The 12,944-nt window shown below is 72.5% G+C and carries 11 protein-coding genes and 1 pseudogene; 10 read left to right on the forward strand and 2 right to left on the reverse strand.

The window, feature by feature from the left end:
* Positions 1–40 precede the first annotated feature (40 nt).
* The gene (locus ABZ795_RS21475) at positions 41–517 is read right to left on the reverse strand and encodes a DUF4383 domain-containing protein (protein ID WP_357531611.1); all 477 of its coding nucleotides are present in this window, start codon (positions 515–517) and stop codon (positions 41–43) included.
* A 239-nt stretch (positions 518–756) separates the two neighbouring features.
* Here ABZ795_RS21475 and ABZ795_RS21480 point away from each other — a divergent pair, with 239 nt between their 5' ends.
* The 3 genes from ABZ795_RS21480 (at position 757) to ABZ795_RS21490 (ending at position 3,143) form a co-directional block, all read left to right on the forward strand.
* Positions 757–1,392, forward strand: coding sequence for a cyclase (locus ABZ795_RS21480; RefSeq protein ID WP_357531612.1), 636 nt, complete (start codon positions 757–759; stop codon positions 1,390–1,392).
* Positions 1,389–2,561 carry a zinc-dependent alcohol dehydrogenase gene (locus ABZ795_RS21485; protein ID WP_357531613.1) on the forward strand — a complete coding sequence of 391 codons (1,173 nt, stop codon included), beginning with the start codon at positions 1,389–1,391 and terminating at the stop codon, positions 2,559–2,561. Before ABZ795_RS21480 ends, ABZ795_RS21485 begins: the two co-directional genes overlap by 4 nt.
* A gap of 198 nt (positions 2,562–2,759) precedes the next feature.
* Entirely contained in the window at positions 2,760–3,143 is a 384-nt protein-coding gene (locus tag ABZ795_RS21490; RefSeq protein WP_357531614.1) for a hypothetical protein, read from the forward strand.
* A gap of 57 nt (positions 3,144–3,200) precedes the next feature.
* On the opposite strand, the gene ABZ795_RS21495 is transcribed toward ABZ795_RS21490, so the two are convergent.
* Positions 3,201–3,419: a DUF397 domain-containing protein gene (locus ABZ795_RS21495; RefSeq protein ID WP_357531615.1), complete on the reverse strand. Its 219-nt coding sequence runs from the start codon at positions 3,417–3,419 to the stop codon at positions 3,201–3,203.
* A 69-nt stretch (positions 3,420–3,488) separates the two neighbouring features.
* On the opposite strand from ABZ795_RS21495, the gene pepN reads away from it, so the two are divergent.
* The 7 genes and pseudogenes from pepN to ABZ795_RS21530 all read left to right on the forward strand — a co-directional run bounded on the left by pepN (position 3,489) and on the right by ABZ795_RS21530 (position 12,791).
* Positions 3,489–6,002, forward strand: a complete 2,514-nt coding sequence (gene pepN / locus ABZ795_RS21500; protein WP_357531616.1) for an aminopeptidase N — start codon at positions 3,489–3,491, stop codon at positions 6,000–6,002.
* A 73-nt stretch (positions 6,003–6,075) separates the two neighbouring features.
* Positions 6,076–6,672: a nicotinate-nucleotide adenylyltransferase gene (gene nadD, locus ABZ795_RS21505; RefSeq protein WP_327024507.1), complete on the forward strand. Its 597-nt coding sequence runs from the start codon at positions 6,076–6,078 to the stop codon at positions 6,670–6,672.
* A gap of 109 nt (positions 6,673–6,781) precedes the next feature.
* Positions 6,782–7,186, forward strand: a complete 405-nt coding sequence (gene rsfS, locus ABZ795_RS21510) for a ribosome silencing factor (protein ID WP_357531617.1) — start codon at positions 6,782–6,784, stop codon at positions 7,184–7,186.
* Positions 7,183–7,821 carry a histidine phosphatase family protein gene (locus ABZ795_RS21515; RefSeq protein ID WP_357531618.1) on the forward strand — a complete coding sequence of 213 codons (639 nt, stop codon included), beginning with the start codon at positions 7,183–7,185 and terminating at the stop codon, positions 7,819–7,821. Before rsfS ends, ABZ795_RS21515 begins: the two co-directional genes overlap by 4 nt.
* Positions 7,822–7,893: 72 nt before the next feature.
* A complete protein-coding gene (locus tag ABZ795_RS21520) occupies positions 7,894–8,748 on the forward strand; it encodes a DegV family protein (protein ID WP_357531619.1) in 855 nt (284 codons plus the stop codon).
* Between the two features lie 957 nt (positions 8,749–9,705).
* Positions 9,706–10,341, forward strand: a pseudogene (locus ABZ795_RS21525) (ComEA family DNA-binding protein); the annotation flags it as partial.
* Positions 10,342–10,379: 38 nt separating this feature from the next.
* On the forward strand, positions 10,380–12,791 hold the full coding sequence (locus tag ABZ795_RS21530; RefSeq protein ID WP_357531666.1) for a ComEC/Rec2 family competence protein: 2,412 nt from the start codon (positions 10,380–10,382) through the stop codon (positions 12,789–12,791).
* Positions 12,792–12,944: the final 153 nt, after the last annotated feature.

Below are 12,944 nucleotides of genomic sequence, written 5' to 3' on the forward strand. Positions count from 1 at the left end.
GCCGTTTCGGCGAAACGGTGCGCGCCAGGTCGTCCGGCGGTCAGGGGCGGTCGAGGGGATTGTCGAGTCGACCGCCGGTACCACGGTTGTTGGACAGCAGCAGGCCCAGGGCGAGCATGCCGAAGCCGAGCGCCAGGTGCAGGAAGTCGTCGGCACCGTTGACCGGAATGAAGTTGGCCGCGCTGTCGTCCTCGATTGCCCACCCGTACAGCCACAGGGCCAGGTAGACCGCCCCACCTACGGTGAGGAAGATCCGTGCGCCGGCCAGTCGGCGGGCCGCCACCAGTCCGATCAGGCCGAAGCCCAGGTGCAGCAGGTTGTGCAGGATCGACACCTGGAACACGCCGAGCAGCTTCGCCCCGGAGTGGTGCCCGGCGAAGGTCATGTCGCCGTACCCGGTGGTGATGCCGGGGATGAACCCGGCCACCCCGAGGACCAGGAACAGGGCAGCCACGACCAGGGCGGCGAGTTGGACACGGGTGCGGTCCGGCCGACCCCGGCCTGCCTTGTGCGCCATTGATGTCACCCCTGTGGATCTGGATACGCCCGTGGCCGAGGGGCGCGAGGTGCGCACGCGCATGGCGATCTCGCTGGCCCGTTGATCCCCAATTGTCGTGGCCCGGGCGTGCTCGCGCAGCGAAACGACCAATCAGGCCGCTCGGGGCCCACATGTCCGGGATGTCGTTTGGTCGACCCCCCTTCGGGTAGCGCTCGGGAGGGAGGTTCACCCCGGACATCTCGGATGAAGGAGACATGATGAGGAGCAACAGCGCGAGGTGGGTGCTGCTCGGCGCGGCCACCGTGACCGCAGTTGCCGTCGGTCGGACGGTCGCGCGACGGCGACATCGGCACCAGCCGGTCAAGGAGGACGGCTGGTACGTGGTGCGGCGCGGGGTGACGGTCGACCGGCCGATCGAGGCGGTGATCGGTTTCTGGACCGACCGGGAGCGGCTGGATCGGGCCCTGGCCGAGTGGGCGACCCTGGAGCGGATCGACGACGAGCACTGGCGGTGTGTGGCCTTCGACGACTCCGGCGCGGGCGTCGAGTGGCGGGCCGAGATCGCCGTCACCGGTCCGGGCCGGTTGAGTTGGCGGGTCACCGACGGCCCGGACCAACAGGGCACCGTGGAACTGGTGGCGGCCCCACAGGGGCGGGGCACCGAGATCCGGGCCGAGCTGCGCTACCGTGGCGGCCCGGTGCGTCGGGCCCTCGGCCTGGCCGGCGGCAACGAGCCGGATCTGCGGCTGCGCGACACCCTGCGTCGGGTGAAATCGCTCATCGAGTGCGGAGAGATCATCCAGACCCGGCGCGACCCCTCGGGGCGCAGCGCCCGGCAGGAGCGGGCCACCGACACCATGCGCGAGCGGCTGTCGGCGGGAGGCCGGGCATGAGGGCGCTGTGCTGGGAGGGGGTCGGCAAGCTGAAGGTGCGCGACGTGCCGGAGCCGACGGTACGTGCGGACGGGGACATCATCGTCAAGGTACGGGCGAGCAGTGTCTGCGGCTCCGACCTGCACCTGATCAACGGGTTCCTGCCGGCCATGCGGGAGGGGGACATCCTCGGCCACGAGTTCATGGGCGAGGTGGTGGAGACCGGACCGGGCGTACGGCGGATCGCCGTCGGGGATCGGGTCGTGGTCGGCTCCGTGGTGGCCTGCGGCGGCTGCTGGTACTGCCGGACCGAGCAGTATTCGCTGTGCGACAACTCCAACCCCCAGCCGGTGTTCCCCGAGAAGCTGTGGGGGCATTCGCCCGCCGGCATCCTCGGCTACTCGCACGCCGCCGGTGGCTACTCCGGTAGCCACGCCGAGTACGTGCGGGTGCCCTTCGGTGACATCGGCGCCTTCAAGGTGCCCGACGGCGTACCGGACGACTCTGTGGTCTTCGCCTCCGACGCCCTGCCCACCGGCTGGATGGCTGCGGACTTCTGCGGTCTGACCGGCGGTGAGGTGGTCGCGGTGTGGGGTGCCGGGGGAGTCGGTCAGATGGCCGCCCGGGCCGCCCAACTGCTCGGCGCCGAGCGGGTCATCATGGTGGACCGGCTGCCGGAACGGCTGTCCACCGCGGCCGACCGGCTCGGGGTGGAGACGGTCAACTACGCCGAGACCGACGTGCTGGAGGCGCTGCGGGAGATGACCGCCGGCCGGGGACCGGACGCCTGCATCGAGGCGGTCGGCATGGAGTCCCACGACGTCGGCCCGGCGTACGCGTACGACCGGGCCAAGCAGGCCACCCGGTCGCAGTTCGACCGGCCGACCTCGGTCCGACAGGCCATCATGGCCGCGCGCAAGGGGGGCACGGTCAGCATCGTCGGCGTCTACGCGGGCTTCGTGGACAAATTCCCGCTGGGTGCGGCGATGAACAAGGCCCTGGTGCTGCGGATGGGGCAGATGCATGCGCAGCGGTACATCCCGATGCTGCTGGAGCGGCTGGCCGCCGGCGAGATCGACCCCGCCTACCTGGCCACCCATCCGATGTCGCTGGAGCAGGGTGCGCGGGGCTACGAGATCTTCGAGAAGAAGCAGGAGGGGTGTCTGCGTACGGTGTTGCACCCGGCCTGACACCCGCCCGGTCGGCGGGCGCGGTGCGTGGGCCAGCTGGCCCCTCCCGGGAGGCGGCGTTCCTGGTTGACTGCGTCAAGCGTCGGCGACGCCGCCCATCCGGGCGGCGCGCACCGCGCCCGCCGTCGGCCCCGAAGGCCGCGCAGTCGGCGTGCGGGGTGCGGCGGATGAGCCGGCGGGCACGCGGGGGAGGGACGTATGCAGGACAACAGGCCGGCACCCTGGCGGCGGTGGATGACCGGGGCGCTGCGCGGGGGTGGCGACCCGCCACTGATCACCTCTGCCCGGCGGCTGGTTCCGGATCGCTGCTACACCGCGCATCTCGGCTTCACCGCCGCCGATCTGGCCGCCGCGCGGGAGACGGCCGTCGGATACGCCGAGGCCCTCAGCGTGCTGCGGCCCGAGGTGGCCCTCGGTGCCTCCGCGGTGTCCCCGGCCGGTGACTGGCGGCGAGCCGAGCGGCTGTTCTGCGGGGCCCTCGGCCCCGATGGTGAGCGCTGTGTCGATGTCGCCGGTCATCCGGGGTTCCATCACGCCCCGGGGCCCGGTGGCCTGGGCTGGGGTGACGGCGATGTCGGCTGAGGGTTCGCCCCGGTCCGGCACGGCGGGGTGGGTCCCGCCGACCGGGGCGACGGTCGATCAGTCGAGGTCGAACTCACCGTCCTGGGCGCCCGCGACGAAGGCGTCCCACTCGGCCTGGGTGAACACCAGCACCGGGCCGTCCGGCTCGGCGGAGTTGCGCATGCCGATCAGGTCGTCGACGAAGGCGACCTCCACGGCGGCCTCGGAGTTGTCCCCTTCGGCCCGCTGCCAGACCGCCCGGGAGAGGTCGAAGTCGCCCTTGGGGTGCGTTGTCATGGTCCAGTCCTCCAGCGTCGGGGGTAAATGGGGACGCCCGCTGGCGACCCCATCCGGCAGGATAAGCGGATGCCGAGCCTGAGCCGTGCAGAGTCGACCGCGCGTGGCGCGTCGATCGCCGTCGTGTCGTACCACGTGGACCTCAACCTGACCACCGGCGACGAACGGTTCCGGTCGCTGGTCACCATCCGGTTCACTGCCACCGGCACGGAGACCTTCGTCGAGGTCAAGCCCGCCACCCTGCTGGCGGTACGCCTCAACGGCGTCGACCTGGACCCGGCCGCGCTGACGGACAACCGGCTGCCCCTGACCGGGCTGGTCGAGGAGAACACCCTGACCGTCGAGGCGGAGATGGCGTACACCAACACCGGGGAGGGGATGCACCGTTTCGTCGACCCCGCCGACGGTGAGACCTACCTCTACGCGATGTCCTTCCTGGACGAGGTACAGCGCATCTTCGCCGCCTTCGACCAGCCGGACCTGAAGGCTCCGGTGACCCTGTCGGTCACCGCACCGCCGCACTGGACGGTAGCGGCCAACGCCGAGGTGGCGGCCAGGACGGCTCCGGGGCGGTGGGAGTTCGCCCCCACCCTGCCGATCTCGACCTACCTGTTCACCCTGATCGCCGGGCCCTGGCACCTCCGCCGGGACGCGCATGAGGGTGTTCCCCTCGGCATCTACTGCCGGCGTTCCCTGGCCGAGCACCTGGATGCCGACGCCGAGGAGATCTTCACCATCACGAAGCAGTGCCTGGACCGCTTCCACCAGCTGTTCGCCGAGCGCTACCCCTTCGGCAAGTACGACCAGGCCTTCGTGCCGGAGTTCAACGCCGGGGCGATGGAGAATCCGGGGCTGGTCACCTTCCGCGACGACTACATCTTCCGGTCGGCGGTCACGGACACTCAGCGCGAGTCGCGGGCCACCACCATCGCCCACGAGATGGCCCACATGTGGTTCGGTGACCTGGTCACCATGCGGTGGTGGGAGGACCTGTGGCTCAACGAGTCGTTCGCGGAATACCTCGGCACCCGGGTCACCGCCGAGGCGACCCGGTTCGACCAGGCCTGGACGACCTTCGCGCTGCGCCGTAAGGCCGGCGGGTACGCCGCCGACCAGCGCCCCTCCACTCACCCGGTGGCGCCCGAGCAGGTGCCCGACGCCGCCGAGGCCTTGCTCAACTTCGACGGCATCTCATACGCCAAGGGTGCCAGCGTGCTGCGGCAACTGGTGGCCTGGCTCGGCGACGAGGCCTTCCTGACCGGGCTGAACGACTACTTCTCCCGGCACCGGTTCGGCAACGCCACCCTGACCGATCTGCTCGCCAGTCTCGGCTCGGCGAGCGGGCGGGACCTGGCCGGTTGGGCCCAGGTGTGGCTGCGTACCGCCCAGGTCAACACCTTGCGGGTCGAGGTGGCCCTGGACCCCGAGGGCCGCTACCGGGAGGTGGCCGTCACCCAGACCGCCCCGGCGACCCATCCGGTGCTGCGCCCGCACCGCATCGGGGTGGGCCGGTACGCCGTCGACGGCGGCGCCGACCGGATCGAGGTCGACCTGGATCCGCGGACCGATGGTGGCCGCACCGTGCTGGCCGGGTTGACCGGTGAGCCGGCCTCGGCCGTCCTGCTGCCCAACGACGGTGACCTGACCTTCGCCAAGATCCGTCTGGATCCCGCCTCCGTCGAGGCGGTGACCCTGCTGTTGCCCCGGTTGGCCGACCCCCTGCCCCGCGCCCTGCTGTGGGGCGAGGCGCTGGGCGCGGCCATCGACGGCGAACGGCCGGTCATGGCGGTGGTGGAGCTGATCGGGGCGGTGTTGCCCACCGAGACCGAGGTGATCATCGCCGAGGATGTGCTGGCCATGAGCCGTTCCCTCGTCGACCGCTACCTCGATCCGTCCATGCGGCAGACCGCCCTGGCGGTGATCGACAAGACCTGCCGCCAGATGCTCGACGGCGCCGCCGCCGGGAGTTCCGCGCAGTTGGCGGCGGCCCGGGGTCTGATCGCCGCGACCTCCGACGCCGCCCTGCTGACCGGCTGGCTGGGCGGTCGGGAGGTGCCGCAGGGCCTGGCGGTCGACACCGAGTTGCGTTGGGCGATCCTCGGTCGGCTGGTGGCCCTGGGGACGGCGGGCGGGGCCGAGATCGAGGCGGAGGCGGCGGCCGACCCGAGCGCCGCCGGTGCGGAACGCGCCGCCCGGTGCCGCGCCGCCGTGGCCGATCCGGCCGCCAAGCGGGCCGCCTGGGAGATCATCGTGGCGAACACGGAGCTGTCCAACCGGCTGGTCGAGGCGACCGCAGCCGGCTTCTGGCAGCCTGAGCAGGGGGAGTTGACCGCGGACTACGTACCGCGCTATTTCGCCGACATGCCGACCGCCGCCCGGCTGCGTACCCCCTGGGTGGCCGAGGAGGTGGCCCACCTGGCCTTCCCCCGGTACGCCGTGGCGCAGACCACCCGGGAGGCGGCCGCGGCGCTGCTGGCCCGCGACGACCTGACCCCCGGGCTGCGCCGGGTGCTCATCGACGCCGACGACGACCTGCGGCGGGCTCTGGTGGCGCGGACGGCGCTGGCCGCCACGAATGCCTGACCCCCGTGGTGGGTCGAGCGCTGTCCGTCAGGCCGGGCCGAAGATGAGACCGGATTCGGACTACGATCATGGGGTGACGCAAGACAACCGGCGGATCGGGATCATGGGCGGCACCTTCGACCCGATCCATCACGGGCACCTGGTGGCGGCCAGTGAGGTCGCGGACCGGTTCGGGCTCGACGAAGTGGTCTTCGTGCCGACCGGTCAGCCGTGGCAGAAGGAGGATCTTCCGGTCAGTCCGGCCGAGGATCGTTACCTGATGACCGTGGTGGCCACCGCCTCCAACCCGCGCTTCCAGGTCAGCCGGGTGGACATCGACCGAGGGGGGCCCACCTACACGGTCGACACCCTGCGGGATCTGCACGCCCTGTACGGACCCAAGGCCCAACTGTTCTTCATCACCGGCGCGGACGCCCTGGAGCGCATCCTGAGCTGGAAGAACCTGGACGAGATCTTCGAACTCGCGCACTTCATCGGGGTCACCCGACCGGGTTTCGCGTTGTCCGACGCCCACCTGCCGGCCGACACGGTCAGCCTGGTGCAGGTGCCGGCGATGGCGATATCCTCCACCGACTGCCGGGCCCGGGTGGCCCGCGGTGAGCCGGTCTGGTATCTGGTGCCGGACGGTGTGGTGCAGTACATCGCCAAACGGCGTCTCTATCAGGGGTGATCAGTCCCCTTATGGGGCGGATGATGCTGTTTCCGGGGCGAAACCGACAGGTCGCACCGGCGGGTCGTGTGAGAGGCTTGGGTATCGCACGGTTGATCGAAGGAGAACGGTGACAGTTTCCGAGCGCGCTTATGAGTTGGCGATCACCGCCGCCCAGGCCGCGGCCGACAAGAAGGCTCAGGACATCGTCATCATCGACGTGGGCGACCAGCTCGCCATCACGGACGCGTTCGTGCTCGCCGCCGCGTCGAACGAGCGGCAGGTGCTGGCCATCGTCGACGCCATCGAGGAAGCCCTGCTCGACCTGCCGGAGAAGGCGAAGCCGGTGCGGCGCGAGGGCGAGCGCGGCGGACGCTGGGTGCTGCTCGACTACGTCGACATCGTGGTGCACATCCAGCACACCGAGGAGCGCGAGTTCTACGCCCTGGACCGGCTCTGGAAGGACTGCCCGACCATCCCGTTCGTCGACCGGGACCTGGCTCGGGCCGAGGCCGGCGCCGGATCGGGCGAGTGACTCGGCTGATCATCTGGCGGCACGGCAACACCGACTGGAACGCCGCCAGCAGGGTCCAGGGGCAGACCGAGGTACCCCTCAACGACCTGGGCCGGGAGCAGGCACGCGAGGCCGCCCCGCTGCTGGCCGCGCTGAACCCGGACGCCATCGTCACCAGTGACCTGAGCCGGGCCGCGGACACCGCCGCCGCGCTGGCCGCGCTCACCGGCCTGCCGGTGCGCTCCGACGCCCGGCTGCGGGAACGCTACTTCGGCCAGTGGCAGGGGCTGCTGCTCACCGAGGTCGCCGAACGGTTCCCCGAGGAGTACGCCCGCTGGCGGGCCGGGGACCCGGATCCCGGCGCGGCTGTCGAACCCCTGGACGAGCTGGGCAAACGGATCGGTACCGCCCTGCACGAGATCGCGGACGAGATGCCCGGGGGCACCATCGTCGTCGCCACCCACGGCGGGGCGGCGCGGCAGGGCTGCGGGCAGCTGTTGGGCTGGGACCACACGGTGCTGCGCACCATCGGTCCGCTGCGCAACTGCCACTGGACCGACCTGCGCCGTGAGGACGACCGGGGTTGGCGCCTGCGGTCCTACAACGTCGGCCCGATCAAGGTGACCGCCGCGCTGGGGTCGGCCGAGCCGGTCTGACGAGGTGGCGCCGCCGTCCCGGCCCTGAACCGGTTGGACGGCCGACCAGCCCGATCCGCTACCGTGCCGGACATGCCCGTCGCGGTCGTGACCGACTCCACCACCTACCTTCCGCCCGAACTGGTGCCGGCGCACCGGTTGACCGTCGTGCCGCTGACCGTGGTGCTCAACGGTGTCGAAGGACTGGAGGGAGTGGAGGTCTTCCCGGTCGACGCCACCCGGGCCCTGAGCGCCCGGCGGGTCTCGGTGAGCACCTCCCGACCGTCGCCCGAACAGTTCGTCCAGACCTACGGCAGCCTGCTGGAGGCCGGCGCGCAGGGGGTCGTCTCGGTGCACCTGTCGGCTGGGCTCTCCGGCACGGTCGAGGCCGCCGAGTTGGCGGCGGCGCAGTTCGGCGGCCGGGTGGCCGTGGTGGACAGCCGCTCCTGCGGCATGGGGCTCGGCTTCCCGACCCTCGCCGCCTCCCGGGCCGCCGCCCAAGGCGCGGACCTGGCGGGGGTACGCGCCGCAGCCGTCGAGGCGGCCGGTCGCACCAGCACCTTCTTCTATGTCGACACCCTGGAACTGCTGCGCCGGGGCGGTCGGATCAACGCGGCTGAGGCGCTGCTCGGTACGGCCCTGTCGGTCAAGCCGATCCTGCACGTCTCCGACGGCGGCATCGTGCTCAAGGACAAGGTGCGTACCGCCAGCCGAGGGGCGGCCCGACTCGTCGATCTGGCCGTCGAGGCGGCCGACGACACCGCGGTGGATCTCGCCGTGCACCATCTCGCCGCCCCGCAACGCGCCGAACTCCTGCTGGAGGCGCTGACCGCCCGACTGGGTGACCAGCTGCACGACACGTACCTGACCGAGGCCGGTGCGGCCGTCGCCGCCCATGTCGGCCCCGGTCTGGCCTGCGTCGTGATCCACCGACGACCGACCACCTGAGCTTCCGCCCTCCTGCACCGGCGCTCCCCGGTCGGGCGGCTCCTGGCCGGGCGGTCCCCGGTCCGGCGGGCTCTGCCGGGCAGTTGCTAGTCGGGACCCTGGACGGGGTGCTCACCGTGCATCGACGACCGGATGTCGCAGCATCGCCTCGGGCCTGAGGTAGCGGCACCGCCCCGACCGAATGTCGCGGGCCCGCCCTGACCAGCGGCACCGCCTCGGCCGGGTACGGCGGCACGGACCCGACCTGGGGCAGTAGTACCGCCGATAGCACATCGTGGGCATGATCAGGGCGTTGTCCACAGGAGGCCGGTTGTCCACAGTGGGGACGGTCAGGGCCGGCCTGACCCGGCCCGGTCGTCCTAACCTCGCGCGGTGTCCAACGACGAGGAGACGGCGGTACGGGCGCGCCTGTGGCGACTGATGCCCGGTGCGGCCGAGCGTGGTGCCGACCTACCACCGACAGCGGTGCCGGGGGAATCGGCGACCGACCCGCGCTTCGGTGCCTCAGTCAGACCCTGGACATCCGGCCTCGATTCGGTACCGCAGGCCGCCACGGTTGCGACCACCCCGTTGGAGTGGCCGACGGTGCCACTGCCTGTTCCGGCGCCCACCGGCCAGCAGCCACACACACCGACCGCCTCCGGGCCGGCCGCCTCCGGACCGGTCACGGCCAGACGGGTCCGGTCGGCTCGGCCCGCCTGGGTCGACCCCGAACCGACCGACCCGGAGCCGCTGGCTGAACCGATGCCGCTGGCCGAGGCCGTGCCGCTGGTGGGGCCGGTGCCGTTGGCCGATGGTGTACCGCTGGCTGGGTCGGTGCCGCTGGTCGATCCCGGGTCGTCGGCGGACTCGGTGTCAATCGATACGTCAGGGCAGGCGGGCGGCAGGGGAGTCGGGGGAGGTTCGTCGGTCTGGCAGTCCGGGCCAGGGCACGATGCGGCCGAAGTCGCACCGGTGTCCCGGCTGCCCGGGCCGGGTGCCTTCGATCCGGGTCGGCGGGGGGTTCGGGCGTTGGCCGTCGTCGCGGTGCTGGTGGTGCTCGGGGCGGCCGGCTGGACCTGGCGCTCCCGACCACAGGTCGAGCCGGTCGTTGCCGTGACCGCTGCGCCCGCGCCGGACCCCTCGGACATTCCGGAGGACGGGTCGGCCGAGGGGGCGACCGGCGAGGTGGTCGTGGCGGTGGCGGGCAAGGTCCGTCGTCCGGGGCTGGTGCGCCTGCCGGCCGGTGCGCGGGTCGCCGATGCCGTCGAGGCGGCCGGTGGCGCGTTGCCCGGGGTGGACGTCGCCATGCTCAACCCGGCCCGCAAGGTCACCGACGGGGAGTTGATCGTGGTCGGGGTGGCGGCTCCCACCCCGGCGGCGGGCGCCGGCCCGGCAGCCGGTGGCGGTCCGGGCGCGGGCGGGCGGGTCAACCTGAACACCGCTAGCCAGGCCCAGTTGGAGACCCTGCCCGGGGTCGGGCCGGTGCTGGCCCGACGCATCATCGAGCACCGCGACCAGCACGGCGGCTTCCGGTCCGTCAGCGACCTGCGCCAGGTCAACGGCATCGGCGACGCGCGGTACGAGGAACTCAAAGACCTGGTGACGGTGTGAGGACGGACCGGCTCTCCACCTCCGGGCCGCCCTCACCGGTGCCCGGGAGCACCGGTCCCTTCGGGGCGATCGTCGACCCGAGCGGCGGGCAACCGCCTGACCTGCGGCTGGCCGGGCTGGCCGTGGCGGCCTGGCTGACCGCCCTGGCCGGACTGCATCTCGACGCCCGGCGGGCCCTGCTGCCGGCGGTCGTCGCTGCCGGCCTGGCCGGGCTGGCGGCCCTGCACCTGCTCGGGTTCGCCGGTCGCCCCGGCACGGTGGCCCGGCGCTACGGCTGGATCGTGGTGGCCGTGCTGATCGGGGTGGTCTGCGGCGGCGCCGCCACCTCGGCCCGGCTGGCCGTACGCGACACCGAGCCGCTCCGCGCCCTCGTCGAGGACCGGGCCCAGGTCACCGCCGAACTGGTCGTCCGGGACGACCCACGGCCGGTACGCGGTGGCATCGTCGGCCGCCCACCCACCCTGCTGGTACGGACCAAGTTGGTGAGCGTCACCGGCCCGGCGGAGCAGCGGGTCACCGTACCCGCCCGGGTGCTGGTCCTCGCCGACGACCCGGCCTGGCGGCACCTGCTGCCCGGTCAACGTCTCACCGCAGCGGGAAAGTTGACCGCACCGCGCGGCGGTGACCTGACCGGCGCCGTGCTGCTGGCCTCGGGCCCACCTGACCGGTTAGGGGGACCCTCAGCCCTGCAACGGGCGGCCGGTCGGCTCCGGGCCGGCCTGCAACAGGCGTGTGCACCGTTGCCGGACGAGCCGGGTGGCCTGCTGCCCGGGCTGGTGGTGGGGGACACCAGCCGGCTGCCCGAGGAGGTCGAGGAGGACTTCCGGGCCACCGGAATGACCCACCTCAACGCGGTGTCCGGGTCCAATGTCGCGATCGTCGTGGGGGCGGTGCTGCTGCTGGCCCGGTGGGCGCGGGCCGGGCCGGGTCTGGCGGCCGTCCTCTGCGGGGTGGCGCTGGTGGGCTTCGTCATCCTGGTCCGTCCCTCGCCGAGTGTGGTCCGGGCGGCCACCATGGGGGCGATCGGGCTCGCCGCCTTGGCCGCCGGCCGTCCCCGAGCGGCCGTGCCGGCCCTGGCCGCCGCCGTCGCGGTGCTGGTGCTTGTCGACCCCGATCTGGCCGGCGACGCCGGCTTCGCGCTGTCGGTGCTGGCCACCGGTGGTCTGCTGCTGCTCGCGCCCCGGTGGCGCGACGGGTTGCGGCGGCGGGGGGTACCACCGGGGGCGGCCGAGGCGCTGGCGGTGCCGGCTGCGGCGCAGTTGGCCTGTTCACCGGTGATCGCCGGGCTGTCGGGCACTATCAGTCTGGTCGCGGTGCCGGCGAACCTGCTCGTCGTGCCGGCCATCGCCCCGGCGACCGTGCTCGGGGTGCTGTCCGCGACGGTGTCGCCGATCTGGCCCTTCGGTGCCGAGGTGGCCGCGTGGTTGGCGCACTGGCCGGCGTGGTGGCTGGTGCTGGTCGCCCGGTACGGCGCCCGCCTGCCGATGGGCAACCTGCCCTGGCCGGGTGGGGTGACCGGGGCCCTGCTGCTGGCCGGGCTGACCGTGGCCCTGTTGGTCGCCGTCCGGCGGCCGGTGGTGCGTCGCCTGGTGGCGGTGGGCACGGTCGCGGTGGTGCTCGGTGCCGTGCCGGTGCGGGTGATCGCGCCGGGCTGGCCGCCGAAGGGCTGGGTGATCGCGGTCTGCGCCGTCGGGCAGGGCGACACGGTGGTGTTGCCGGTGGCCCCCGGACGGGCGGTCGTGGTCGACGCCGGCCCGGACCCGCAGGCGGCGGACGCCTGCCTGCGCCGGCTCGATGTGCGCCGGGTTCCGCTGCTGGTGGTCAGCCACTTTCATGTCGACCACACCGGGGGTGTGGCGGGGGTCTTCCGGGGGCGGCAGGTAGACCTGGTGTCGACTCCGCAGTGGCCGGAGCCGGCCACCGGACGACAGCAGATCCACGATGCCGCCGAGGGTCGTGGCACCCCGGTGGTGCCCGTTGCGGCTGGGTGGCGGTATCAGGCCGGTGCCGTGGACCTTGTCGTGGTGGGACCCCCCTACCCGATGCGCGGGACCCGGTCGGACCCGAACAACAACTCCCTGATGCTGTTCGCCACGGTGGCCGGGGTGCGGATCATGCTCACCGGTGATGCCGAGACGGAGGAGCAGCAGGCCGTGCGGGAGCAGTTGCCGGCCCACCGGCTGCGGGCCGATGTGCTGAAGGTCGCCCACCACGGCAGCGCGTACCAGGATCCGGGTTTTCTGGACGCCATCGCCGCGAGGGTGGCCCTGGTGCCGGTGGGGGCGGGCAACACCTACGGGCATCCGAACGACGCGGTGCTGGCCAGGCTGGCCCGGGGCGGGGCGCGGGTGTTGCGTACCGACCTGGAGGGGGATGTGGCCGTGGTGCGCGATGGGGCCGGGCTGGCCGTGGTACCCGGCGGGGTAGACCTGAGTAGGTCCAGACCGTGAGCCGGATTCACCGCCGGTCGCGATAAAAGGCAGAAATTGACCCTAGCTTATGGGGATAAGCGGAGAATTGGGGGTATGTCGGGATTTGCGCTTTGTGCGGGGTCTGCTCGCACCGTACGGCCGACCCGACTGGACCGGGCTGGCGAGCGTGCG

This window comes from Micromonospora sp. NPDC047134 (genome assembly GCF_040643455.1).
Taxonomy (GTDB): domain Bacteria; phylum Actinomycetota; class Actinomycetes; order Mycobacteriales; family Micromonosporaceae; genus Micromonospora.